Annotated in this window: 23 protein-coding genes; 12 read left to right on the forward strand and 11 right to left on the reverse strand. The window is 62.7% G+C overall.

Annotation, left to right across the window (positions count from 1 at the left end; genetic code table 11):
- Window positions 1-200: 200 nt before the first annotated feature.
- Complete coding sequence (locus AC2A04_RS10850) at window positions 201-1,265, forward strand: LacI family DNA-binding transcriptional regulator (RefSeq protein ID WP_484212356.1); 1,065 nt, start codon at window positions 201-203, stop codon at window positions 1,263-1,265.
- 174 nt (window positions 1,266-1,439) lie between these two features.
- Here AC2A04_RS10850 and AC2A04_RS10855 read toward each other — a convergent pair whose 3' ends face one another.
- The 11 genes from AC2A04_RS10855 to AC2A04_RS10905 form a co-directional block, all read right to left on the reverse strand.
- Window positions 1,440-2,426, reverse strand: coding sequence for a Gfo/Idh/MocA family protein (locus AC2A04_RS10855; protein ID WP_484212357.1), 987 nt, complete (start codon window positions 2,424-2,426; stop codon window positions 1,440-1,442).
- Window positions 2,427-2,557: 131 nt separating this feature from the next.
- The gene (locus AC2A04_RS10860) at window positions 2,558-3,514 is read right to left on the reverse strand and encodes a dihydrodipicolinate synthase family protein (protein ID WP_484212358.1); all 957 of its coding nucleotides are present in this window, start codon (window positions 3,512-3,514) and stop codon (window positions 2,558-2,560) included.
- A 64-nt stretch (window positions 3,515-3,578) separates the two neighbouring features.
- Window positions 3,579-4,661 (reverse strand): isocitrate/isopropylmalate dehydrogenase family protein, encoded by a 1,083-nt coding sequence (locus tag AC2A04_RS10865; protein WP_484212359.1) that lies wholly within the window; start codon window positions 4,659-4,661, stop codon window positions 3,579-3,581.
- Window positions 4,662-5,057: 396 nt separating this feature from the next.
- Window positions 5,058-5,915, reverse strand: a complete 858-nt coding sequence (locus tag AC2A04_RS10870; protein WP_484212360.1) for an alpha/beta hydrolase — start codon at window positions 5,913-5,915, stop codon at window positions 5,058-5,060.
- 25 nt (window positions 5,916-5,940) lie between these two features.
- Window positions 5,941-6,507, reverse strand: a complete 567-nt coding sequence (locus AC2A04_RS10875) for a hypothetical protein (protein ID WP_484212361.1) — start codon at window positions 6,505-6,507, stop codon at window positions 5,941-5,943.
- A 76-nt stretch (window positions 6,508-6,583) separates the two neighbouring features.
- Complete coding sequence (locus AC2A04_RS10880) at window positions 6,584-7,363, reverse strand: enoyl-CoA hydratase-related protein (protein ID WP_484212362.1); 780 nt, start codon at window positions 7,361-7,363, stop codon at window positions 6,584-6,586.
- A gap of 34 nt (window positions 7,364-7,397) precedes the next feature.
- On the reverse strand, window positions 7,398-7,850 hold the full coding sequence (locus tag AC2A04_RS10885; protein WP_484212363.1) for a c-type cytochrome: 453 nt from the start codon (window positions 7,848-7,850) through the stop codon (window positions 7,398-7,400).
- The gene (locus AC2A04_RS10890; RefSeq protein WP_484212364.1) at window positions 7,847-9,523 is read right to left on the reverse strand and encodes an FAD-binding oxidoreductase; all 1,677 of its coding nucleotides are present in this window, start codon (window positions 9,521-9,523) and stop codon (window positions 7,847-7,849) included. The genes AC2A04_RS10885 and AC2A04_RS10890 overlap by 4 nt, the downstream gene beginning before the upstream one ends.
- A 26-nt stretch (window positions 9,524-9,549) precedes the next feature.
- Complete coding sequence (locus AC2A04_RS10895) at window positions 9,550-10,140, reverse strand: hypothetical protein (RefSeq protein ID WP_484212365.1); 591 nt, start codon at window positions 10,138-10,140, stop codon at window positions 9,550-9,552.
- Window positions 10,141-10,275: 135 nt separating this feature from the next.
- Window positions 10,276-12,624: a TonB-dependent receptor gene (locus AC2A04_RS10900; protein ID WP_484212366.1), complete on the reverse strand. Its 2,349-nt coding sequence runs from the start codon at window positions 12,622-12,624 to the stop codon at window positions 10,276-10,278.
- A gap of 121 nt (window positions 12,625-12,745) precedes the next feature.
- A complete protein-coding gene (locus tag AC2A04_RS10905) occupies window positions 12,746-13,981 on the reverse strand; it encodes a CaiB/BaiF CoA transferase family protein (protein ID WP_484212367.1) in 1,236 nt (411 codons plus the stop codon).
- A 549-nt stretch (window positions 13,982-14,530) separates the two neighbouring features.
- Between AC2A04_RS10905 and AC2A04_RS10910 the strand changes: the two genes are divergently transcribed.
- The 11 genes from AC2A04_RS10910 to AC2A04_RS10960 all read left to right on the forward strand — a co-directional run bounded on the left by AC2A04_RS10910 (window position 14,531) and on the right by AC2A04_RS10960 (window position 25,872).
- Window positions 14,531-15,541: an Ldh family oxidoreductase gene (locus tag AC2A04_RS10910; RefSeq protein ID WP_484212368.1), complete on the forward strand. Its 1,011-nt coding sequence runs from the start codon at window positions 14,531-14,533 to the stop codon at window positions 15,539-15,541.
- 2 nt (window positions 15,542-15,543) lie between these two features.
- Window positions 15,544-16,800 (forward strand): iron-containing alcohol dehydrogenase, encoded by a 1,257-nt coding sequence (locus tag AC2A04_RS10915; protein ID WP_484212369.1) that lies wholly within the window; start codon window positions 15,544-15,546, stop codon window positions 16,798-16,800.
- Window positions 16,797-18,275: an NAD-dependent succinate-semialdehyde dehydrogenase gene (locus tag AC2A04_RS10920; protein ID WP_484212370.1), complete on the forward strand. Its 1,479-nt coding sequence runs from the start codon at window positions 16,797-16,799 to the stop codon at window positions 18,273-18,275. The genes AC2A04_RS10915 and AC2A04_RS10920 overlap by 4 nt, the downstream gene beginning before the upstream one ends.
- Window positions 18,276-18,412: 137 nt before the next feature.
- The gene (locus AC2A04_RS10925) at window positions 18,413-19,099 is read left to right on the forward strand and encodes a 3-oxoacid CoA-transferase subunit A (RefSeq protein ID WP_484212371.1); all 687 of its coding nucleotides are present in this window, start codon (window positions 18,413-18,415) and stop codon (window positions 19,097-19,099) included.
- A 9-nt stretch (window positions 19,100-19,108) separates the two neighbouring features.
- Window positions 19,109-19,768: a 3-oxoacid CoA-transferase subunit B gene (locus AC2A04_RS10930; protein WP_484212372.1), complete on the forward strand. Its 660-nt coding sequence runs from the start codon at window positions 19,109-19,111 to the stop codon at window positions 19,766-19,768.
- Window positions 19,765-20,970 carry a 3-oxoadipyl-CoA thiolase gene (gene pcaF, locus AC2A04_RS10935; protein ID WP_484212373.1) on the forward strand — a complete coding sequence of 402 codons (1,206 nt, stop codon included), beginning with the start codon at window positions 19,765-19,767 and terminating at the stop codon, window positions 20,968-20,970. The genes AC2A04_RS10930 and pcaF overlap by 4 nt, the downstream gene beginning before the upstream one ends.
- 346 nt (window positions 20,971-21,316) lie before the next feature.
- Window positions 21,317-22,240 carry a helix-turn-helix domain-containing protein gene (locus tag AC2A04_RS10940; protein ID WP_484212374.1) on the forward strand — a complete coding sequence of 308 codons (924 nt, stop codon included), beginning with the start codon at window positions 21,317-21,319 and terminating at the stop codon, window positions 22,238-22,240.
- A gap of 128 nt (window positions 22,241-22,368) precedes the next feature.
- A complete protein-coding gene (locus tag AC2A04_RS10945) occupies window positions 22,369-22,872 on the forward strand; it encodes a cupin domain-containing protein (RefSeq protein WP_484212375.1) in 504 nt (167 codons plus the stop codon).
- A gap of 23 nt (window positions 22,873-22,895) precedes the next feature.
- The gene (locus AC2A04_RS10950) at window positions 22,896-23,915 is read left to right on the forward strand and encodes a hydroxyquinol 1,2-dioxygenase (protein WP_484212376.1); all 1,020 of its coding nucleotides are present in this window, start codon (window positions 22,896-22,898) and stop codon (window positions 23,913-23,915) included.
- Between the two features lie 24 nt (window positions 23,916-23,939).
- Window positions 23,940-25,445, forward strand: a complete 1,506-nt coding sequence (locus tag AC2A04_RS10955) for an aldehyde dehydrogenase family protein (RefSeq protein WP_484212377.1) — start codon at window positions 23,940-23,942, stop codon at window positions 25,443-25,445.
- A 1-nt stretch (window position 25,446) separates the two neighbouring features.
- Window positions 25,447-25,872, forward strand: coding sequence for a Rieske (2Fe-2S) protein (locus AC2A04_RS10960; protein ID WP_484212378.1), 426 nt, complete (start codon window positions 25,447-25,449; stop codon window positions 25,870-25,872).
- Window position 25,873: the final 1 nt, after the last annotated feature.

The following is a 25,873-nucleotide window of genomic DNA, read 5'->3' on the forward strand; positions in this document are numbered from 1 at the left end:
GTGGCGTAGAGAGGGGTAGCCGATAGCATGGCGACGAGGCCAGGGTTCGGTTTGAGGGGGAATATGGTCGTGGCAGCTTCTGCGCGCGAGATGTCTGCGACTGCTCTGGCCGGCGGGGCGCAATGCTATTCATTTCGAACCTGGCGACCTTAATGGCCAATCGGCTTGCAGTTCGGCCGCCACGGTGACTATTATAGCTTATGATATCGTCGCACCGGCCAACCAAGGCCCCAACCCTTAAAGATGTCGCAGCACAGGCCGGAGTTTCGCTTGCGACCGCAGGGCGCGTGCTCCGCAACGAAGGCTATCCAGTAGACAAGCTGCTGGCGGAACGAGTCCGACAGGTCGCCACAGCGCTGGGTTATGTGCCCAACATTCTGGCACGCAGCTTGCGCGGCGGTTCACCCACCATGGTTGGCCTGGTCATCGGTGACATGGTCGAACCCTATTACGCCGAGATTGCCGAAGCGATCACGCAGCACGCCGAAGCAGCGCACCGCACGCTCGCCATCGTCTGCAACATGCAGCGCGATCCCCTGCTCGAGCTGAAATACTGCCAGCAGTTGTGGGAACACCGCGTGGCGGGCCTCGTGCTCTCGGGCGGCGGCTTCGATCAGGAGGAGCACAAGGAGGCGCTCAGGGCGCTGCTTGGACGCATGGTCCAGTCCGGGGTGATCGTGACTTCGCTCAGCCCGCGCGACCTCGGCGTTCCAGAATTTGCTGTCGACAATATCGAAGTCGGGCAGATGATGGCGCGCGAACTGACGAAGCACGGGCACCGCAAGATCGGCATCATCGCAGGGCCGCCGCAAAGCCCGGTCACCAGCTTGCGCCTCTCGGGCGCGATCGAGGCGATCGAAGCGGTTGGCGGCGAATACGAGGTGATCCACAGCACGCTCAACCCCGGTGCGGGCGCGGCAGCCGTGGAACGGCTCGTTAGTGTCAGGCCCGATCTGACCGGGTTCGTCGTCGGTTCGGGGTCGATCGCGCTTGGCGTGCTGCAGAAGCTACGAGAACTCGGGCGCGAAATCCCGCGCGACGCCTCGGTCGTGAGCGTGGGCAATTCTCGCCTTGCCGAATGGTCGAATCCGCCGCTGGTCACAATCGACGTCAGGCTGGCCGATTGCGGCCGGCAGGCGCTCGACTACATCCACAATCGCCTGAGGGGCCTTGAGGCCCGTGATGCCGTCAGCATGACCGTGCGGGTGACGCCGGGTGCGACGGTCGCCAAGCCGGCCAAGCGGCTGATACGGCAGGGCGCTTGAACGCCACGCTGTGCGTCGCACCGGCAGGCGCTGCGCCATTTCCATCGTCAGAGGAATGACGAGGCCGACATCGCCGCGCGCACGGCTATTGCCAGTGCGTTGCGGCCATGCCGGCCCCTGTTCAAGCAAGCAGAGCGCTATAGCCGCCCCCGGAAAACCGGGGGCGATATTCGATCAACGCGACTTGATCATGTCGAAGGCGGCGTCGACCACCTTGTTGGCGCGATAGCAATCGACCACGCTGGCAGGCGGCTTCTGGCCGGCGCGCCATGCGGCGAAGATTTCTTCGGTCGCGGTGATGCTGAGGTGCTGGTGCGGGTTGCCGTCGGTCATTTCGTCACCGTCGGCGGTCACGCGGCGGATCTTGCCATCCTTGGCAGCGAGCAGGACCTTCGAGCCTGAAATCTTCCATTCTCCGTCGGTTCCGTCGCGCGGGAAGGTGTTGCCGGATTCGATCGTGCCCATGATGCCGCTGGGCGTACGCACCATGACCGTGACGTAATCTTCGACCGCACGGCCGTGGACGCGGTTGCTCGACTGGGCGCCGATCACTTCGACTTCTTCGCCGGTCAGGTGAAGGAACAGATCGATGCCGTGAATGCCGAGGTTGCGCAGGCAGCCACCGCCCATGGCAGGATCGAACATCCATTCCGAATCCCACGCAAGGTAGCGATCCGAGGTCGGGCGGTTGTTGCGGAAGTAGAGATGCGAAACGGTGCCGAGATCACCGGAGCCGAGCAGTTCGCGCGCCTGCTGCGTGAACGGCAGATAGCGCTGCGTGAAAGGCACGGCGGCGAAGGCACCGCGCGCGGTTGCGAGTTCGGCGACTTCGCCGACCTGGTCCGAATTAAGGCCCATCGGCTTTTCCATCATGAACGGAAGGCCGCATTCGATGAGATAGCGTGCGGTCTCGGACATGTCGTCATGACGGCCAAGCGCCAGAACGAAATCGGGCTTCGTCTCGTCGATCATCTTGCGATAGTCGGTCCAGACGGGCGTGCCCTTGCCGAGCGCGGCCGAGCGGTGCTCAGCGACCTCAACCTTCGGGTCCTGAATGCCGACGAATTCAATGTCGGGCATGTCATCGAGGATGTTGAGGTACTTGGCGTCATAGAGCGAATGCCAGTGGCCGACGCCCGTCGCTGCGACTCTAATCGTCATTTCAAATTACTCCATAAATCTGTCACGTCCCGGACCCGACCTGCCGCGAAGTGGCGATACGGGACCAGGGCGAACAAGTTGGCTCGTTACTTGGGCCTGCCGAAGAGGTCTCTTCCCGCGATGGCCGCCTATTACTTCGCGAGCAGACCGGTTGAAACCAGCATCTCGCTAATTTCCTTGGCGATGGCTTCCGTGACCGGCACGGCGGGCGGGCGGATGCGGGCCGAAGGAATTTCGCCCAGCTGGACGAGCGTTTCCTTGACGGCGGCGGTTTCGTGCGTCGCGCGGGTCGGCTTCTGGTTCTCGAACACAGTGCCCATCAGCGGACGGCAGATCTTGTCGAAGATCGCGTCGGTCGCTGCAACATCCTTGGCTTCGGTGGCTTCGAGCAGCTTGACCCAGTGCTGCGGCGTGATCGTGCTGATGCCGATCAGGGCGCCATGCGCACCGTAGAGCAGCATGTCGCGCAGCGGCGGCGAGTCCACAGCGGCGAGCACGGAAATCTTGTCCTTCAGCTTGTCCCAGATGTCGTAATAGGCCTCGACCGTGCCGGTGGCGGCCTTGATGCCGACGACGCCGGGGATGTCGGCCAGACGCTCGAGGATGTTGATCGGATAGGACGCGGCGCTGGCTGGCGGATACTGGAACACGATCAGCGCGATACCGGCTTCATCGTCGAGGCGGCTGAAGTACTTCACCATCTCGGCTTCGTCGCTCAGCAGCTTGCGATAGGAGCGCAGTTCGTAGGGCGGGAAGACCAGGAGCGCGTCGGCGCCTGCTGCCTTAAGTGCCTTGGCCTGCTTGACCGCCAGATCGGGGTTGCGCTCCATCAGGCCGGCGATGACAAGCTGCCCTTCCTTGCGGACGCTGCACGCGATCCGGACGATCTCGCACTCTTCCTCAGAGGTGAGTTCGATCACTTCGGCCAGCATGCCGGTAACCACAAGACCCTTGACGCCCGGAACCGATGCCACGGAAGCAAGGTGCTTCCGGGTCGCTTCGGTATCGAGCGAGAAGTCTTCGTGGTATACGGCGACAGTGGCTGGATAGAGCCCCCTCATCTGCAGCTTGCTATTCTCTGAGGACATTTCACCTTAACTCCATTGGTGTTTCAATAAATTCAAAGGAAGCGTATTCCAGAAATGCAGCGGATCACTTCAGCGCGAGACAGATGGCCTTCGTGACTTCGGCGCATCCCGCCTGGCCACCAAGGTCGCGCGGCAAGGACTTGCCCTGCGCCAGCACCTTGATCACCGCGGCTTCGATCCGGTCACCCGCTTCTGCGAGCGCAGGCGCGTTCTCGCGATCAGCCAGCCACTTGAGCATCATCACACCCGACAAGACCGTCGCCACGGGGCTGGCAATGCCAAGGCCGGCGATGTCCGGAGCGGAGCCGTGTGCGCCTTGGAATAGCCCGTGCGAAGGTCCGATCTCGGCAGACGGCGAGATGCCCATGCCGCCGACCGTGGCTGCGCCCAGATCGGAAATGATGTCGCCAAGCAGGTTCTCTGCAACGATCACATCGTAAAAATCAGGGCGCTTGACGAGGTGGACTGTCATCGCGTCGACGTAGGAATAATCCATCTCGACGTCGGGAAAATCGGCAGCGGCCTCGTCGCAGACCCGGCGGAAGAACGCAAAGGAGCGCAGGATGTTGGCTTTGTCGCACACTGTCACGCGCGACTTGCCATCACGCAGCGCGCCGTTGCGCTTGCGGGCGAGTTCCATGGCGAAGCGGGCAACGCGGTCGGTTCCCTTGCGCGTGATGAGCAGGGTATCGGTGGCAACTTCGTTGCGCAGTTCGATCCCGCCGCCGCGGCTGGCGTAGAGCCCTTCGGTATTCTCGCGAACGATGACGTAGTCGATGCCGGTCGTCTCGGCATCGCGCAAGGGCGAACGAACGCCCGAGAGCAGCTTGATCGGGCGGACGTTGGCATAAAGATCGAGATCGAAACGCAGGCGCAGGTGCAGATCGTTGCCGACCTCGGTGCCATCGGGATAGACGACTTCGGGCAGGCCTGCTGCGCCATGAAGGATCGCAGCCATGCTGTTGCAGGCCTCTGCAGTCTCTGGCGGGAGGACGTGGCCGGTCTTCCGATAGGATCCCGCGCCACCCTCGAGCATGACGAAATCGAGCGCGTCGTGCCCGCAAGCCTCGCGCAGGATTTCGATCGTGGCCTGCGTGACCTCGGGCCCGATTCCGTCGCCTTCGATGGTGGCTATCTTGATTGCCATCAGAAACTGTTCCCTTTTGGATATTCGCTGGTTCTCCCGGCCTGAAGATCCGAAGGGTCACCCGGATCGATCCCTGCCAGGAGATCAAAAATTTGCAGGGACATCCCGCCTGTTCCTAGGCGAGAGCGCTGCTTTTCCCGATATTTCAACGTGCACAGGTCAATCCGGGGATCGATCCGCATGCCCAGTGATCTGAAACGTTCGCCCAGGCTTCTGCAGGAACAAAACCCCAATTTTTGGCGGATCGCTCAACTTCCCCCTTACTTCCTCAAAGCCACTCATCCGATAAGGCCTTGGCCCGCGTCAGAGCTTATAGACAACGTTATCCGGAGAATCGCTTCGAGGCAAGTGCTAACAACTTTCCGGGCCGTTCAGGCCATTCGAAATTCTGGTCATTCACGCCGTTGTCGCCAGTGAAAGAGCCACGCCAGGCGCTTCGGCGAGGACCGAGCCGGTGCGGGTAAACTCCTCCAGAATCGTCAGATGATTGGCACCGGTTATCGGCAGCAGTTCTACCGGAACTTCTGCGCCCGCGCGCATCGCGAAGAAGGCCTGGCTCTGGCGCTGGATCTCCGGCAATTCCTCATCCCCGAAGGCAACAATGAAAGGTTTGTCGATCGGAGCGAGAAGGACTGGCGAAAAACTTTCGATCTCCGCGTCGGTCAACTCCAGCTTCGCGTTCAGGAAAGTGTCGCGCAGTGGAGCCAGCTCGAAGATGCCCGAGATGCACAGTACGGCACGGACGGACGGATGGCTTGCATTGAGAGCCGCCAGATGAGCCCCGGCCGACCACCCTGAAAGCACCAGTGGGCCGCCTGCCCCGAAACCCTCGCGATTGGCGTCAAGCCAAGCCATCGCACGAGCCACGCTGTCGACGACGTCGCTGAGCGAAGCCTCGGGCGCGAGCGGATAGCCGCAGAGCGCCGCCGACCAGCCCTTTTCGAGCGCGGCGCGAACGCAAGCCGAGAATTCGTCGCGCGCCCCGCCCTGCCAGTAGCCTCCATGAATGAACACAAGGCATGGCGCATCGGCGTCGCGTGCGGGGAAGATGTCCCAGCATTCGCGCGGATGATCGCCATAGGCCACGTCGCAGTGGCACGGGAACTCCGCGCGAACCTGCGCCGACGCGACTTTTCGTGCAGCGATCAGATCGTCCGCACCCTCAATCGCGCCACGGTTGTTGTAGGCGGCATCGCGATCTGCCTGCGAGAGTTGCGACCATGTGGGCTGCGCTTGGGGATCTGCGGTAGACATGGCGTTCCTTGCGGCCAGGTGTGCTTCAGCCGCCGACGAAGTGGCGTGCCTCGGACACTTCCGGGCTCGTCATCCACGCCTCATGGGCCATGGTGACCAGCATGTCGGCGACCATGCCCGAGATCAGCTTATCGATGTAGGGCTGGATACCCGAGCAGGCCACCACGATGCCGTAGCGCTTGACGCCACCCCAATAGACAGTGTCACCTTCGAACAGCAGGTGTGGGAGGATGCCCGTTCGGTCATCGTTGCGATCGTACCAGAGTTGGTGCGCCTTCATCCGGGCGAACGGGCCAAAGGTCGCGTCAAGCTTTTCGCGACCACCGAAGAAGCTCTTCTCGAACAGGACGAGCGGCTTGACCTGACGCTGCTCCATCCAGTCGCCCGAGCCATCATGGTCGAGCGATCCCGAGGTGCCGGGCACGACGACCACGACATGACACTGGTTGCGCTTGGGGCGCAGCAGCTTCGCGGCGCCCGCCAGCTTGCTGTCCGCAGCCGGATTGAGGATCGCTTCGACCACCGCCTCGACGGCTGCTTCGGCCATCTCGGCGGTTAGATAGGTTGGCGAGACAAGTGCTTCTTTGGACATCGTTATCCTTTGGTTCTGCAGGTCCGGTGATGGCCGGCTTACCGTTCAGGAGGTCGCGCGCAGGCGACCGCTTCGCTTACTTGTTCTGCCAGTTCGGCTTGCGCTTTTCGGAGAATGCACGCGGCCCTTCGATGTAATCCTGGCTCGCCATGTTTTTCTCCTGCATCGGATAGATCGTGCTGATCGCCGCTGCCAGCGTGGGCTCGTCCATGCTGCGATAGAACGCCTGCTTCGACCCGCGCACAGCCATCGGCGAGGCTTCGAGAATCTGGCTGGCCCAGCGCAGCGCGCCGGCGACCGCTTCGCCCTTGGGCACCACTTCATTGACAAAACCGAGACGTTCACCCTCTGCCGCCGTCACGCGGCGTCCGGTCAGGATCATGCCAAGTGCCTGCTTCTGCGGGATGACCCGGCCAAGACGCGTGATGCCGCCCTCGCCCGCCATCATGCCGACGCGCGGTTCAGGCAGGGCAAAGAGCGCGTGTTCGGCCGCTATGATGATGTCGCACGCCAGCGCGATTTCGAAGCCGCCGCCCATGGCCATGCCATTCACCGCCGCTATGACCGGCTTGTCCAGATCGTGACGGCGCGTCAGCCCGGCAAAACCGGTGACCGGCTTGGGGCGGTATTTGCCCGCTGCCATCACCTTGAGGTCGTTGCCGGCCGAGAAGGCCCGGTCGCCAGCGCCGGTGATGATCGCGACCCATGCAGAATCGTCCGTGGCGAAATCGCTCCAGATACGGTCGAGTTCTTCGTGCGCCTCCCAGTGAAGCGCGTTCATGACCTCGGGCCGGTTGATCGTGATGATGCGGATATTGCCCTCATCGCGCACGTCGCAGAATTTGTTTTCGGTCACTTCCCGTCCTTCAGATGTTCGCAAATTGTGAGGTTCAGTTGGTCTTGCGACCAAGTACTTTGTTCGGTCCCGTCGTGATCGGCCCGCCGGGGTTCTTCGACGAAACCTTGAAATAGGCCGCAATCGCCCTGAGTTCCTGATCGCTCACCTCGGTCTTGCGCAACGGCGGCATCGAGAAGATGCCGTAGCGCACGACGGACTCTATCAGCTCCGGAGTCAGGTCTTTGCGATCCTCCAAGGCCGCCGGAAGCTCACCATTCCGGTACTTGAGCGAGAGCGCATAGGTCCCGGTCAGCAAAGGCACGCGTCCTTCGCTCGGCCCCTTGCCATGGCATGGCGCGCAGATGCGCTCGAACGCGTCGCGTCCCTGTGCGACGATCGCGGTCTCGCTTGCTGCGGCACCGCGCCGGGGGGCAGACGAAAGCGCAACGCTGCCACTTGCGAGTGCAACTGTAGCCACCAGCGCGAATGGGAGTGCTGCCTTCATGTTCCGACCTTTCCGCGCAGCGAGCGATACGGCTTTGGCCATATCCCGCCGCGCCCCGGCGAAAGGATACCATTGGGATCGACCGCGTCCTTCAACGCCTCGTTGAAACGCCTAAGCGCATGGTTGTTGAAGTTGTAGTGCTCGGCAACCTTGTCCTGCAGCAGCGGCTCCGAGCGATACTCGCCCCAACCATTCTTCGCGTTCACCGTAAGAACACGCTGCAGCATGTCAGCAAGTGCCTCGGACATCGGCTTCTCGGTCTGCAACGGGAAGCCGGCCCACATGAAGAAGCAGGTCTGGTGCCATTGCAGCGGCAGCGTCAGCACGCTGGGACGCGGCGTTTGTTCGGTAACCAGCGTCGCCTTGGCTTCATGCACCAGGTCCACCCAGGCACGCTGCACCTCGAACACGGACTCAGCGGAGCGCGGCACGATCGTGAACATGCCATAGTGCAGGTGCACATAGTCGTCCGGACTGTCGGCATGCCGTCCGATGAAGTCGAACGTCGTCAGGTTCGGCGTTGCCACCGCCGCATACCTGCGGATCGCGCTTTCACCGTACGGCGTGGTCTTTTCCATGATCTGCTCGCGAGTGAGCGGCATGGCAAAGGATACCCCGTCGAGCGTCTTGCCACCGGGCACGTTGCGCAGGGCCAATTCCTTGGCATACTCCCAATTTGCGCGCGTCGTCCCTTCGGAACCATAGAATTGCAGTTCGACCTGGTAGAACGGCAGGTTGGCCGCAGCAGCCATGGCGTTCAGACGGTCATCGTCGAACGAGCCCTGCCGCGTCGCTTCGGCGAAGAACTCCGGGTCCTTCATAAGCGGGTGGAGCGGGCTGGAAAAGACCGGCTCGCCAATCATGAAAAGGTCGGCGAGATAGTTCACGGTCTTGATCAACCCGTGCAGGTCGGCGCGCTTCGGTACAGTGATCTTGCCGGTGCGATAGTGCTCGGGCAGCGGCATGAGCCGTACGCCGATCTTGGTGACGATGCCGAAGTTGCCCTGGAAGAACAGACCAGCCGGATCGGGTCCCCACCCGTGCTTGTATTCCTGCCAGGTCTTCGCCGCGGGCAGCGCGCCCATACCAGTGCGCATGACCTCGCCGTTCGCCAGCACGACCTCGAGGCCAGTCGATGAACTGGCATGGTCGCGATACGGACCCATCGTGTATCCGACACCGCGTTCGAGGCTGTTCCCCACCGGACTACCCCAAGCTGGGTCGGGATTGTCGATCATCAGCTTGAGGCCGCGAGCCTGGATCTCGTTATAGAGATCAAAATAGGTGACACCGGGCTCAACCAGCGCAAAATGGCGATCGCCGTCGAGTTCGATGATGCGCTTCATGCGCTTGAGATCGACGATTACGCTGCCCCGAACGTTCGGGGCCGCGCCGCCATAGGAATAGTTCTTGCCAGTCGAGATGGCATAGAGCGGGATCTTGAACTGGTCGGCGATGCGAACGACGGCTTGCACTTCCTCGACAGACGCCGGTGCGACCGCCGCGGAGGGCAGCAGTTCGCCCGGTTCATCGCGGACCATCGACCAAGGATCGCGGTAGCCTGCAATGTCGGAGTCGGTGACGAGCACCCAATCCTTGCCAACGGCAGTCTCGAAAGCATGCAGTGCCTCTGCGAACTGTTCGGCACTCACTCCAGGTGGCAAAATCGACATGCTTCGATCCTCTCCGGTATCGACGGTCAGCCTCGCGGCACCAGAAGCCAGGAATGCAGGGTGGTCTGCCGTTCCAATTCAAACGGCACAGCGTCTAGGACTGGCTCGCGGTCGATCGATGGGGTTGAAGCCACCGCGATCAATGCGGTCTGCAGCGCGGGCATCCAGTGCCCCCCCCCTGACAATGCGGCATCGTATTGCGTCTTGACCAGATCGGGCGCTGTCAGCGTGTGCTCGCCCGTGCCTTCGCCAGCGGGAAAGCAATGCTTCCCGTGGAGTGCGAGCATCAGGCCGGCATCGTGTCCCAGACGAGCCAGCACAAACATCGCACCGACATTGGTAACGCCGCCAATCGAGCGCGCACCACGTGCAATTCCAGGAGCCAGATAATCGTACCATAGCTCGGAGACATCGCCGCGAATGGCGAAGGTCCGGTCGACATGGGAAGCGAGGTGCTTGGCCAGGGCCGGCCCATGAGCGACGCGTTCGTCGAACACGAAGGCCGACAGCCTCGGATCGGACGGGCTGCCCAGAAGCGTTCCCGCGCGCGCGGAGAACGATGTCATCAACGCAGAACTTGCTACGCTGCCTGCGAGGAACTGCCTTCGGTTAGCCACTCCCCACCCTCCCTGATGCCATGCAACTCATCTATTCTTGCTGACCCTTGTTTGTCGGGCCAGTCGTTTAGGACCGCAGGCATCGCATGGGGATTGGATCCCATGCGATGCCGTCAGTTCATTGTGTCATGGTGCTCAGAAGGAGCGCTTGACGCTTACCATGACTTCGCGCGGACGTCCGACGAGGCCTTCTGCGGTTGCGCCCTGTGCTTCGGAGGCGTGGTCGTACTTGCTGGCGTAGTAGAACTTGTCGAACAGGTTCGTTGCTGCCAGCGAGAGTTCCCAGTCGTTGCCTTCGGGCTTGTAGGTCAGGCGTGCGTTGACCAGGGTCCGCCCGTCAGTGATGTTGTACTGCGGGGCATTTGCCGGAGCCCCCACCGAGAACTCGGAGCGGTAGTCAAGATCGAGGCGCGGCGTGAGCGTGCCGCCGAAGGCGGGGATCTCGTACTGCGCACCGATCGAGAACTTGTACTTCGAGATGAACGGTGCCTTGTCGGTCAGCAGCACACCGGAGTCCGGATCGGTCTCGGTGAACTTGAAGTCGACGATGCTGCCCGATGCGTTGATCGTGAAGCCGTCGACCGGGCTGAAGTCGATTTCGGCTTCGGCACCCTGGATGCGGGCCTTGCCGGCGTTGGCCGTCAGGGCGCACGGTGCGCCAGGACCCGAGATCTTGGGGCACTGGCCCAGCTGCAGCTGGATGTTGTCGAACTTCTGGTAGAAGCCCGTCAGGTTCATGCGCAGGCGACGGTCGAACAGGTCGGTCTTGATGCCGGCTTCGTAGGACTTGACCGATTCAGCGTCATAGGGAAGTTCCTGGCCGGGCAGGATCGGACGCGGGCTGACGCCACCGCCCTTGTACCCGGTTGCGAACTGCGCATAGACGAGGAATTCGGGCGAGAAGCGGTAGTCGGCCGCAACGCGATAGTCCCAGCGCTTGCCGTTGAACGTGGTCGACAGGCCGTTGATCGGCGCCAGCAGGGTGGACTGCGGCGAACCATCGGGATCGAGACGAACGAAGGTGTAGCGCTTGAAGTCGTCGGTATAGCGGATGCCACCGGTCAGGTTGAACTGCTCGGTCAGGTGCACGACAGCGTGCGCAAAACCGGACTTCGACCTGGACTTGATCGGATCGTTGGTCAGGAAGTCCAGCGTGAAGCCGGGCTTGCCGTCAGGACCGAACCCGCGGTTGATGTTGATGCGGCCCGGGAACAGGATGTCGTTGTCGAAGTAGAACCCGCCCACGGTCCAGTCGAGCATCTTGCCCGCCGTGCCCGAGAGCCGGACTTCCTGGGTGAACTGCTCGGACTTGACGATGATGTCCTGCAGCGAGACGCTGATCGGCGACAGGTCGTTGTCGTAACCGCCGAAGGAGTCGGTCTTGACGTAGGCCGTGATCGACTTGAACTTCAAGCTGTCGCTGATGTCGATATCGAGAGTGTTCGAATAGACCTTCTGCTTCAGGTTGTTGTAGTTGATGCCCTGGTAAGGGGCATTGCTGTACTGGTTGCCGACGTAAGTCGCGTAGTTCGACATTTCCTTCGGACCGGTGATGAAGTCGTTCCCGCCGTTCCACGAACCCGACTGGAACAGCAGCTTGAGCGGCGGCACTTCCTGGTTGTCGGTGATCGAGGTGAACGACATGGTGTTCTGCACGCCCTCGGCCGGACGGATCGTCAGCGTGCCCTTGAACGCGGTCAGGTCGCCACCGCCGGCACGGCCGATCTCGCAGTCATTCACCGCAGCAACGCCGGTGCCGAGCGGCAGCGTGCCGGGATGGACGCAGCCGTAGTCGAGGCGCTTGAAGAAGCCGTCGACGCGGCGGGCCATGCCGCTGACGCGCAAGAGAACCTTGTCTTCGACGATCGGAACATTGATCGCGCCGCGGATCTGCTTGCGGTCGTACGAACCGTAAGTCGCCTCGACGTAACCACCGAAGTCGTTGGTCGGCTGGTTGGTGAAGATCTTGATCGCGCCGCCTTCGGAGTTCTTGCCGGCCAGCGTGCCCTGCGGGCCGCGCAACACTTCGACGCGGTCGAGGTCGAGCAGGTCGAAGTTCGCGCCGGTCAGGATGCCGTAGTAGACGTCATCGATGTAGACGCCAACGCCCGGATCGAGCGGCGGGAACGGGTCGGCCTGGCCGACGCCGCGGATGAACACGGTCGGGAACGCACCACCGGTGCCGGTCCCGGCCTCGATGTTGACGCTCGGCGCCGAACGGGCAACGTCGTTGATCGAGAACTGGCTGCGCGCAGCCGCCAGTTCACCGGTCACCGCCGAGATCGCCAGCGGCGTGTCCTGCAGGTTCTGCGCACGGAACTGTGCCGTGACAACGATTTCTGCAATGCCACCGCTTGAATCGTCAGCCTGGTCCGCAGACGACCCCGCGCTGCCCGCAGACTGCGCAAACGCCGCAGACGAAAACGCCAGAACGCCAAGCGCTACCGACACCATCCCGGATGTGCGAATGATTTTACCCCTCAAGATACCTCTCCTTTAGCTATGAGCTGTGAACGCTCATTTCCCGTCGAACTGGGACAATCGAAACAGCGACCCTTCCGGTGAGAGCGATTGCCCCCTCACCGGAAGGTAACGACTCACTAGGTTAACTGATGATCTTGGCTTCCCTCAGTGCCTCCTGCTGCTCAGCGCCGTAGCCAAGACCTGCCAGGATCTCGTCGGTATGCTGACCGACGCGTGGCGCTGGCTTGGGATTGGGCTTGTCGTAGCCACCCACCCAGAATGGGCTGGTGACAGTCATCAGATCGGAATTTTCGAACGGCACGAACACACCGTTTGCCTTGGCCTGTTCGTCCTCGGCAACTTCGTGCATCTCGGCCACGGGACCGAAGGTGACGTCGAAGGCACGCAGGCGCTCGGTCCATTCCTTGAGCGTGCGCGTCTCGAAAACGCGATCGAGCGCGGCCGTGACCAGCGTTGCATTCTCGGAGCGCGACGCGACATCGGCGAACAGCGGATCGTCCAGCAGGTCCGAATCGAGCGCTTCACGCATGTTTTCCCAACGGCGCTGATCGGGAATGACCGAAAGAATCAGCCAGCGATCGTCGCTGCAGCGATAGGCATTACGCATCGGGATGCGCGAATCCTTGCGATCGGGCTGGCGCGAAACCGGCTCGCCGCAGAAGCTTGCCTGGACCGACAGCGCATTCGACCAGTAGCCGTTCATCAGCAGCGAGGTGCCGACATAGCCGCCCTCACCTGTCTTCTCGCGATTGTAAAGCGCGAGCATGATGCTGGAGAACAGCGAGACCGAGCAGTTGTGATCACCCAGGCCCGGCGGCAGGCGCGTGGGCGGGTTCGAACCCGTCCGCACCAGGTCCATCAGGCCCGAGCGCGCCCACCACACGGTCGCATCGAAGCCGCGGTTGAGCGCTTCAGGACCAACTTCACCAAAGCCGGTGAACGAGGCGTAGACCAGCCGCGGATTGAGCGCACAGATCTCTTCCTGCGTAATCGACAGGCGTTCGCGCACGTCGAGCGGGAAGTTCGTGATGAAGACGTCGGCATCCTTCACGAGATCGCGAAGCACCTGCTTGCCTTCCGGCTTGCTCAGGTTGAGGCCGATGCTCTTCTTGTTGCGAGCATCGATGACCCAGTTGGGGCTGATCTTCTCGGCAATCGGCGTATTGTCCGGCTGCGCGCCGCGCACGCTGTGCAGCGCCATCAGCGAGGGGTGCTCGTTGCGGTAGGGGTCACCGGTAAAGGGCTGCTCCACCTTGATCACTTCTGCACCGAAGTCGGCCATGATGGTCGCCGCTGCCGGTGCGGAAATGTAGGTTCCGCAGTCGATTACACGAATGCCTTCCAACAATTTCTTCATTTCTGCTTCCTCGATCCTCGAGATAAAATCCGTCTCTACCCTACTGCCGGGGTAACCCATCCTTCGGAGCTTGGGTAACTCGCAATCCCTTCACCAGACTTTATCCTGCAAGCAGTTCACTGTTCACAATTGGCAAATTCAGGCCTAGACGTCTCGTTGAGATAACGTTATCTGGGATAGAAATTTTGGGTTGTCAATCGTCATGAGCAAAACTTCCGGATTCAGATGGCCCGCAATGGCCGGGGCCGGATCGCCCCGCCAGATCAGGCAGGCCGGAATGCCCGTTCTTCGATGAAAGCGGGCAAATCGAGGGGTTATTGACGGTCAGGACCAGGAGAACAAGGCCCGGTGGCCAGATTTTCGGGAGAGCATTTCTCGAGATGCCTGAGCCGGGGAATCATTGGTCCGGAGATCATCCTGAGCCTGTTCTGGTGCCGATTCGTCGCCAGGGGCCGGGATGTCGGGAACGAACATCAGCAAAGCGCACCAGCGGCGCACGGTAGTTGCCGTCGAGTCGCCAAGGAACGTGATCTTGCAGGGAAACGAGTGATGCCAATTGTTGCCGCGAGCGAGGTTCGCAACCTTCTGGAAGACCTTTTGGGACGTTCGGGCGTGCCTGCCGACCTCGCCCAAATCCAGACCAACGTCCTGCTCGAGGCCGAACTGCGCGGTGTGGCATCGCACGGAATCCTGCGCACGCCGCGCATTCTCAAGCGGATCGCCAATGGCGTGACCAACCCCGCGTCAACCGGTCGCCAAACGTGGCGCGCCTCGGCCTTCCTCGAAGTGGACGGCGAACGCGGCCTCGGCCCGGTTGTGGCGAGCCACGCAATCGACGCCATTTCAGAGCGCGCGAAGGAAACCGGCGTGGCGCTGGCAGCGGTCTCGAATTCGAATCATGTCGGGATGCTGGCCTGGTACGCCGAGCGCGTAGCGAATCGCGGCCAGACACTGATCGGCTTCTCGACCAGCGAGGCGCTTGTTCACCCGTGGGGCGGTGGCACCGCAATGATCGGCACCAACCCGATCACGATCGGCGTGCCGACCGAGAACGGCCCGTTTGTCATGGACACCGCCACCAGCATCGTCTCGATGGGTAAGATCCATGACTACGCCAACCGCGGCCAGGCCATACCGGGAGACTGGGGGGTCGATGCCAATGGCGAGCCTTCGACCGATCCGGTCGCGGTCAAGTCGGGCGCGATCTCACCGTTCGGTGGTGCCAAGGGCTATGCGCTCGGCCTCGCGTTCGAGCTTCTGGTCGCCAGCCTGACGAGCTCGGCGCTGGGGCGCGACGTGCGCGGAACGCTTGACGACACCGAGCCCTGCAACAAGGGCGACTTGTTCATTGTCATCGACGGTGCGGGCGGCGCGATGGCCGCCTACCTCGACGCGATCCGTGCCCTGCCGCCCAGCACTGGCTTCGATGGCGTCCGAGTGCCCGGCGATCGCGCCCGGACCACGCGCGAACAGCGCCTTGCCGACGGCATCCCGGTTGCGCCCGAGATCTGGTCCGAATTGCTCCGGATCGCCGAAGACACGAATTTCAAGGAGATATGATCATGCAGTCTTCGGACATCTACAGCGTACAGCGTTCGCCCAGAAGCGTCCTGTTCGGGCCCGGCCAGCGCGCCGCCCTTCCCGCCATTGCGAGCAGCCTTGGATCGCGTGTGCTGATCGTGACCGACGAACGCCTGAGGACAAGCACGGAACTGGCAGAGATTCTGGCGGGACTTGAGGACGCCGGTCTTGCGGCGCACGTGTTCAGCGCGGTCGAGCCTGAACTGCCAATACGTTGCATCCACGATGCGGCAGCGCAAGGCGCTGATTTTGGCGCGGACGTAGTCATCGCCATTGGTGGCGGCAGCTGCCTTGACGCAGCGAAGCTCGCAGCCCTGCTGATAAAGCATGGCGGCAGCCTTTCCGACTACTATGGCGAGTTCAAGGTCCCCGGACCGACGCTTCCGGTCGTCGCCGTTCCCACCACTTCGGGTACCGGTTCGGAAGTGACGCCCGTGGCCGTCGTCGCCGATTCCGAGCGCGTCCTGAAGGTCGGCATCTCCAGCCCGTACCTGATCCCGGAGGTCGCGCTGTGCGATCCCGAACTGACGATGACATGCCCGCCGGGGCTGACTGCCCTGTCCGGTGCCGATGCCCTCGCCCATGCAATCGAGGCCTTCACCGCTGCACCGCGCGAATGGGGCACGCACACTGCCTATGAGCATGTGTTCGTCGGCAAGAACTTTCTCAGCGACCGGCATGCGCTCTCGGCCATCGGCCTGATCTGCAACAACCTCGCACGGGCCTACCGTTCCGGCGACGACGTCGAGGCGCGGATCGCGGTCATGCAGGGATCGTTGAGCGCCGCGATGGCGTTCGGCACCGCCGGTACCTCGCTTGCCCATGCCATCCAATATCCGGTCGGCGCGCTGACCCACACCGCGCACGGCATCGGCGTTGCGATCCTGCTGCCTTTCGCGATGGCCTACAACCGCGATCATATCCTTCCCGAACTGACCGCCATGGCCGATCTTCTGGCGCCCGACCTGCGCGATCAGACGCCGCTAGCCAAGGCAGAGGCCATGATCCAGCTGGTGGCTGATCTCTTCACCGAGATCGGCATTCCCGGATCGCTTGCCGATATCGGCGTCAAGGAAGCCGACCTCACGCAGATCGCCGAATTCGCGCTTGGGACGACGCGGCTCGTCAAGAACAACCCGCGTGAACTCACACCCACATCCATGCTGGACCTCGTCCGCGCCGCCTATTGCGGCGACCGCGCCAGCCTGAACTCTTCCGAAGGAGCAATCGCACGATGAACACGCACACCGGAACCCTCCGCCCGTCGACCCTTGACCTGAGCGCGGTCCCGACCGGCCTGTACATCAACGGAAGCTGGCGGCAGGCTGCCTCGGGCTCGGCGTTCGACGTCTTCGACCCATCGACCGGCAAGTCCATCGCCACGGTAGCCGACTGTTCGGAAGCCGAAGGCCTGCAGGCGGTCGAGGCGGCCTATGCCGCAGGTCCTTCATGGGCAGCCACCGCACCGCGCGTACGCTCGGAAATCCTTCGCCGCTGCTTCGAGCTGATGACGGCGCGTTCGGCCGAACTGGCCGAGCTGATCTCGATGGAGAACGGCAAGTCGCTGGCAGATGCGAAGGGCGAAGTCGGTTATGCCGCCGAATTCTTCCGCTGGTTCGCCGAGGAAGCCGTGCGTCTCAATGGCGAACTTTACACCGCGCCCTCAGGCGCAAATCGCATCCTCGTCGAGCATCAACCGATGGGCGTGGCGGTTCTGGTGACGCCGTGGAACTTCCCTGCTGCAATGGCCACGCGCAAGATTGCGCCGGCGCTGGCTGCCGGGTGCACCTGCGTTCTCAAGCCCGCTGCCGAGACGCCGCTGACCGCGCTCCTGCTGGCTGACATCTTTGCCGAAGCGGGCGTTCCCGCCGGCGTGATCAACATGGTCACGACCAAGCGGTCGGGCGCAGTCGTCGGCGCGATGCTGCGCGACCGCCGCGTGCGCAAGCTGTCGTTCACGGGTTCCACCGAGGTCGGCAAGGTGCTGCTGCGCGCAGCGGCCGACAATGTCCTGTCGTGCTCGATGGAACTGGGCGGGAACGCGCCGTTCATCGTGTTCGAGGACGCCGATCTCGATGCCGCGCTCGAAGGTGCGATGATCGCCAAGATGCGCAACGGCGGCGAGGCCTGTACCGCTGCAAACCGCTTCTTCGTCCACCGCGACATCGCCGAGAAGTTTTCGCAGGCACTTGCGGACAAGATGGGCGGAATGACCGTCGGCGCGGGCTACGATCCCAAGACCGAGTGCGGCCCGCTGATCAACCTCGACGCTGTGCACCGCGTAAAGGGCTTGGTCGATGATGCGGTCAATCGCGGTGCGACCGTGATGACCGGCGGTACGGTTGCGACCGAGGAAGGGTACTTCCTGGCCCCGACCGTGCTGATGAACGTCTCGCCCGAGGCCGAGATCACGCACGAGGAAATCTTCGGCCCGGTGGCGGCGCTGTCGGTCTTCGACACAGAGGAAGAGGTCATCGCCGCTGCCAACAGCAGCGAGTTCGGCCTGATCTGCTACGTCTACACCCGCGATCTGGCGCGCGGTCTGCGCGTGTCCGAACGGCTTGAATCGGGCATGATCGGCCTCAACCGCGGCCTCGTATCGGACCCTGCCGCACCGTTCGGCGGCTCCAAGCACAGTGGCATCGGCCGCGAAGGCTCGCATCATGGAATCATGGAGTTCTGCGAGGTCAAGTACATCGCCGCGAACTGGTGAGGCTTAAGCCCCTGCGCGAGTGACCTTGCGCAGGAGATGAGCGGCAGACAGGGCCGCAATAAGCGCGACGGGGAGCCGGTTATCGACCGCCGGTCCCCTTCGTGAAACCGGGTCCACGCACCCGCGACGAGGGTATGATGATCGACAAGACGAAGGCCAGCATCGAGGAAGCGGTTAGCGGGATCGGCGATGGGGCATCGATCCTGATCGGCGGTTTCGGCACGGCAGGCATGCCCGACGAACTGATCGACGCGCTGATCGGGCGCAGCGTCGGTGACCTTACCATCATCAGCAACAATGCCGGTAACGGCGAAACCGGCGTTGCAGCGCTGATCAAGGCGGGCCGTGTTCGCAAGATCGTCTGCTCCTTCCCCCGTCAGGCGGACTCGCATCACTTCGATGCTGCCTATCGTGCGGGCAAGATCGAACTGGAACTGGTGCCGCAGGGCAACCTTGCTGCGCGCATCGATGCGGCAGGGGCTGGCCTGGGCGCAATCTTCACGCCGACGGGCTATGGCACCATGCTCGCCGAGGGCAAGGAAACGCGCCGAATCGACGGCAAGGACTATGTACTGGAAATGCCGATCCACGCCGACTTCGCGCTGATCAAGGCGCAGAAGGGCGATCGCTGGGGCAATCTCGTCTACCGCAAGACCGCGCGCAACTTCGGCCCGATCATGGCGATGGCCGCCCGTACCACGATCGCGCAAGTGGCCGAGATCGTGGAGCTTGGCGAGCTCGATCCGGAGATCATCGTGACGCCGGGCATCTTCGTTCAACATGTTGTCGAGGTCGCATCTGCGCCCCTCGGCACGGCTGCGTGAGTAGAGCCGATGACCAATCGTTATAGCCGCGATCAGATGGCTGCACGCGTCGCTCGCGACATTCCCGAAGGCGCCTATGTCAACCTCGGCATCGGCCTTCCGACCAAGGTCGCAAACTATCTTCCGCAGGAGCGCGACATCTTTCTGCAAAGCGAGAACGGCCTGCTCGGCATGGGTCCGCAGCCCCGGGCGGGCGAAGAGGACTGGGACCTGATCAATGCCGGCAAGCAGGCGGTGACGCTGCTGCAGGGCGGCAGCTTCTTCCATCATGCCGACAGCTTCGCGATGATGCGCGGCGGTCATATCGATATCTGCGTGCTCGGGGCCTTCCAGGTCTCGATCCATGGCGACCTCGCCAATTGGCACACGGGCGAGGAAGGCGCGATTCCCGCCGTGGGCGGGGCGATGGATCTTGCCATCGGCGCCAAGCAGACCTTCGTAATGATGGATCTGCTGACCAAGCAGGGCACGAGCAAGCTGGTCGAAGCCTGCACTTATCCGCTGACCGGGCTCGCCTGCGTCTCGCGGATTTACTCCGACATGGCCGTGTTCTCGGTGGGGCCGGAAGGTGCCCGCGTGATCGAGATGGTCGATGGTCTCTCGCTCGACGAACTGCGCGCGCTGACCGGCGTTCCGCTGACCGAAGGCACGCTGGAGGACGCACGATGAGCGAAGCCTTCATCTGCGATGCCGTCCGCACGCCCATCGGGCGCTACGGCGGCGGTCTGGCCAGCGTACGTGCCGACGATCTCGGTGCCATTCCCATGCGCGCGTTGCTGGCACGCAACGCAGGCCTCGATCCTGCTGCGGTGGAAGAAGTATTCTACGGCTGCGCCAATCAGTCGGGCGAAGACAACCGCAACGTCGCGCGCATGAGCCTGCTGCTCGCCGGGCTGCCGGTGAGCGTTCCGGGCGTCACGCTCAACCGCTTGTGTGCTTCGGGGCTCGAGGCGGTCGGTGCGGCAGCGCGGGCGATCGGCACCGGAGAGATGGAGCTGGCGATTGCCGGCGGCGTCGAAAGCATGAGCCGCGCGCCCTTCGTCATGGGCAAAGCGATCTCGCCGTTCGATCGCGCGCAAAAGCTCGAAGACACGACGATGGGCTGGCGCTTCGTCAATCCCGCGCTAGACGCGCTCTACGGGACTGAGACCATGCCGCGCACCGGCGAGAACGTCGCCATCGCCTATGGCATTTCGCGCGCCGATCAGGACGCTTTTGCACTCCGCAGCCAGCAGCGCTGCGCCGCCGCCCAGCAGGCCGGCCGGCTTGCCGAAGAGATCGTACCCGTGACCGTCACCGGGCGCCGGGGCGATACGACCGAGGTGCGCACGGACGAGCATCCCCGTGCCGACAGCACGATCGAATCCTTTGCAAGGCTCAAGCCGCTGTTCGGTCCGGACGGCACGGTAACGGCGGGCAACGCGTCGGGAATCAACGACGGCGCAGCCGCAATGATCGTGGCCAGCGAAGCAGCAGCAAAGTCCCACGGGCTTGTGCCACGTGCGCGGATCCTCGGTATGGCATCGGCAGGTGTCGAACCCCGCGTCATGGGCATCGGCCCGGTTCCGGCCACGCGCAAGCTGCTCGATCGGCTGGGTCTGGGCATCGACGATTTCGATGCGCTCGAATTGAACGAGGCTTTTGCCGCGCAGGCTCTTGCGGTTACGCGCGCGCTTGGCCTTCCGGACGATAGCCCTAAGGTCAATGCCAATGGCGGTGCAATTGCGCTTGGCCACCCGCTCGGCATGTCGGGCGCACGTCTTGCCATGACCTTGGTCCACCAGCTCGAGAGAACCGGCGGACGGCGCGGCCTCGCGACACTTTGCGTGGGCGTAGGTATGGGCCTTGCGCTGGCAGTTGAACGCGTTTGAACCATGGCCCGGCCTCGCATCGGCACATGGTCCTATGCAAGGCTGCGGCAATGACTTATCATTTTTGTATGACCGTAAGGGGTTTTCTCCCAACATGTTGGGAGGCTCGTTCGGGCGGTCAAGACAACGTTGCACAGGGAAAGGCGCAGCGTTGTTGAAGTTGGAAGCGGGAGAAACGGCGGCGAAGACGCGATGTGCGAAAATGCGATCACTGTTCCGGGGTCAGTCACCGGAACGCAAGCGCACAGGCACGACACATCGCCACGCCCTGCGAGCGGGAAAGGACAGGTCCGGTCGGAGGTTGCGTGCCCGATCGGCCGGTTGATTGGAACTGAAAGGCAATGCCATGACGCACGTCGTCGAAGAGCCGCGCTCAGCAGCGCCGCAGACGTTCACGATCGAACAGACGCACGGCATTCTCCTGCGCAAGGAACACGACATCGAGGCGTCGAGCGACGGCCTGGGCTGGTCATCGCTCTATGTCTCGATGCAGCGCGAAAAACCATATGCCGACAGCTTCGATGCCAACAAGGACCATCTGATCGTCCTGCATCGCGACGGCCCGGTAACCGTCTCGCGCAATCTCCATGGCCAGCGGACCGAAAAGGTCATTCCCATTGGCGGCCTGTTCATCGTACCTGCCGGACAGGACTTCTCGGTGGAACTTCAGGGATCCCTTTCGACCACCCACGTCTACGTGCGCAGCGAGATGATCGAGGAAGCGGCAAGTGAGCTGTGTCGCGGCGATCACGCCAGCGTCCACATCCTTGCGCAACTGGGCGCGCAGGACGCGCTGATCGAACAGGCCGCCCACACCGCGTGTCAATTCATGCGCGAACAGGTCTATTCCAACTGGGCGGCAGATTCGGTTGCGCGGACCCTGGCGATCCAGCTCATCCGCAAGTATTCCTCCGCGCGCCTGCTGACCGAGGCCCCGGTGCATGGGCTTCCCGATGCCAAGCTGCGGCTGGTGAAGGATTATATCGAGCAGAATCTCGAGGAAAATCTCAGCCTGTCGATGCTGTCAGGCGTCGCCGCGCTCAGCCCGATTCACTTCGCCCGCCAGTTCAAGCGGTCGACCGGTCAGTCCCCCTACCAATACCTGCTCAACGCGCGGATCGACGCCGCCAAGCGACTGCTGCGATCGCATCTGCCGATTGCCGAAATCGCCTTCCGCTGCGGCTTTGCGCATCAGGAGCATCTGACGCGGACCTTCCGCAAGCTTACCGGCACGACGCCTGCAGCCTACCGCCGCGAAGTGTTGAGTTAGACAACGTTGTTCAGCACGCTTACATCGGGCAGCAAGTCGATAGCTTTTGAGCAGGACTTTGCCTGCATCGAGGCAGACAGTCGGACCGATCACTTTGAAATGATCCAAGATTCGAGAAGGAGTGCCTGATGACGATCGCGACCAAATTCGGATCGTTGCGCGACTACGAGAAGGGCCGCGTCACGATCATCGACGACAATCCGCGCAACTATGTGTTCTCGAACGTCTTCGAGGTTGCCGACACCTCCGCGCCCTACGAGCGTGTCGCAGTGGGCAAGAATTTCGAATACGTGATCGAGGCCTTCCGTGCCGAAGGGGAATCGCCTTGGTACAGCACCGCGCATGACGAATTCGTCGTGGCGATGGACGGCGAAATCGAGGTTCACCTCGTCAAGCTGGACAACCCCGATGCGGTCGTTCCGCCCGACAGCCGCGGTGCGCATCGCCTTCAGGGCGATCCCGAAGGCCGCAAGATGGGACGCATCGTCCTGCGCCGTGGACACATGGCCATGCTTCCGGTGGGCAGCGCCTATCGGCTGAGCGCCGCGCAGCCCGCCGCCGCCATCATGCAGACCATCATGGGGCCCGAAACGGTCGAGAAGTGGGCAACCATCTGCCAGACCGAAGCCTGATCCAGAATTCCAGGAGACCTACCATGGCAATGTCAGAAGACGCTCCGATGATCACGCGTGCCGATGCGAGCACCGATACCGAAGCGCTGAGCCTCGACAATTCGACCGGCTATCGCGCCTTCCGCGCTGGCGCTTTTACGTTCCGCCGCGATGCCTACTTCGCGCACATCACTTTCCCGACCGGCAATCACGTGATGTCGATCGATGCCTTCCTGCGCGCGCTAATGCGTGACGTGGCATGGGGCTTCTTCTACGGCACCGTCAACTTCGACCACGTGATCGGCACCGTGAACCACTATGGAACGGTGACGCTGTTTGCAGGCTCGTACAACGATGCCTTCATCGAAGCGGGCCGAAACCACGAGGAACTCTTTGATTCCGCCGCTTTGATGGCGACTTTCAAGGAAATGCTGGCCGATTGGACCAACGACGGCTTCGATCCGTTTGCTGCGCCGACCGAAACCGGCCTCGCCTGGGGTGCCAAGAACGGCGCCAACCTGGAAGCTATCGGCCGTGAGCGCGTGACGGCAAAGCGCATGGTCGGCCTGCCGGGTGACACGCCGGTCCGCACCGACGACAATGGCTTCCCGGTCAACCGCCACTTTGCCGACGTACCGCAGGACGTCCCCACGGTCGAGCCAGAGCCCGGCTTCGAAGGTGAAGTCAGCGCCTACAACCTGTTCGGCTATCTTTCGCGTTCGGACGTCACTTGGAACCCGAGCGTGTGCTCGGTGGTGGGCGAAAGCCTGTTCTGCCCGACCAGCGAAGAATACATCCTTCCGATCGATCACGGCAATGACCGCGCCGAATGGTTTCTGCAGTTCTCCGACGAGATCGACTGGGATGTGAAGGACCGTGTCACCGGACGGCCCCGCGCGCGCGTCAGGATGAAGGCCGGTGACATCGCCTGCATGCCTGCCGACATCCGCCACACCGGCTATTCGACCAAGCGGTCGATGCTGCTGGTCTGGGAGAACGGTTCGCCCAAGATCGTGGACCTGATTGCCAGCGGCGAAGCGCCGGTGGTTCCTGTAATTTTCTGATTGAGACGGATTGGACCTGAAGCGATGTCGACTACCATTCGCGAGAACAGCCAGGCGAACGCCGAGTACCAGACAAGGCTGCTGATCGGGGGCCGGTGGGTCGACAGCGTTTCTGGCGGGACCATTCCCGTCGTGAACCCCTACACGGGCGACAAGATCTGCGACATCGCGGCGGCCGAGGCTGCCGATGTGGATCTTGCCGTAGAGGCGGCGACAAGGGCGGCTCCGGGCTGGGCTGCCCTGCCCGCACACGAACGCGGCCGCCTTCTGCTCAAGCTTGCCGACCGGATCGAGGCCGAAACGCAGGAAATGGCACGGCTTGAGGCAATAGATACGGGCCACCCGATCCGCGATTGCCTCAGCCTCGACGTTCCCCGCACGGTGCTATGCTTCCGCTATTTCGGCGGCATGGCGGACAAGCTCGAAGGGTCGGTCGTCCCGGTCGACGCCGGTTTCCTGAATTACGTGCAGCGCGAGCCGATCGGCGTAGTTGGCGCAATCGTGCCGTGGAACTTCCCGCTGATGTTCACCAGCTGGAAAATGGGTCCAGCGCTTGCCGCAGGCAACACGATGGTGATCAAGCCCTCGGAAATCACCCCGCTCTCCACCCTACGCATCGGTGAACTGATCCAGGAAGTCGGCTTCCCGGATGGCGTGGTCAACATCGTGACCGGCTATGGCAACACCGCCGGCACGCGCATTGCCGAGCATCCCGGCATCGGCAAGATCTCGTTCACGGGATCGACCGGCACCGGCCGTCGCATCGTCGAGATGTCGGCTGGCAACCTCAAGAAGGTGCAGCTCGAACTGGGTGGCAAGGGACCGAACATCATCTTCGCCGATGCGAACCTGCCGGCAGCGGTTGGCGGATCGGCCTTTGCGATCTTCCACAACCAGGGCCAGGCGTGCATCGCCGGCTCGCGCATCATCGTTCACGAAGACATCGCCGACGAATTCCTCGAGCGCTTCGTTGCGCTGGCCAAGTCGATCCGTTTGGGCGATCCGCTCGATCCTGAAACCGAGATGGGCCCCCTCACCTCGAAGGTGCACCATGAACGCGTGCTCTCGTTCGTCGACGTCGCGCGCGAACAGGGCGGGACGATCCTGGCGGGCGGCAAGCATCCTGACCGCGCGGATCTCGCCAACGGCTACTTCGTCGAACCCACGATCGTGCGCGCGAAGGCGAGCGACCGCGTTGCGCAGGAGGAAGTGTTCGGCCCGTTCGTGACCGTGCTGACCTTCAAAACCGACGAGGAAGCGCTCGCGATCGCCAATGGCACCGATTACGGCCTCGGCGCCGGGCTGTGGACGCAGGACCTGACCCGCGCGCACCGCTTTGCCAAAAATATCCACGCGGGCATGGTCTGGATCAACTGCTACAAGCGCGTCCACCCAGGTTCGCCGTTTGGCGGTGTAGGCATGTCGGGCTACGGGCGCGAGATGGGCTTCGAGGCGATGCGCGAATATACCCAACCCAAGTCGGTCTGGGTCAATGTCGACGCGCAACTGCCGCCGTTCTACAAGCGCTGACATGGCAGCTGCGTCCGAGCCCGGTGCACAGGCCCCGGAAGCGCAAACCGAGGCCGCGTTCGCCTATTGGAAAACGCGGCCTCGGGCCCCTCAACCCGGCACGAGGCTCGGTCCGCTTTCGGCGCTTGGCCCAGACGGGACGAAGGAATTTGTGTTCGGTGCAGGGCCGTCGGCTTTCCGCATGTTCGTGGTCCATCACCAAGGCGAGCTGAACGGGTATCTCAACCTGTGTCCGCACTATTCCTCGCCGCTCAACATCGCAGACGACGAATTCCTCGCACCCGACGGCAATGCCCTGATGTGCCGCAGGCACTTCGCACTTTTCCGTATCGGGGATGGGATGTGCGTGGCCGGCGCCTGCATCGGCAAGGCGCTCGACAGGGTGCCGGTCATCCTGCGCGATGGCGAGATCGAGATAGCAGCCTGAA

It is taken from the genome of Novosphingobium sp. HNCC26DJ243, from assembly GCF_057180545.1.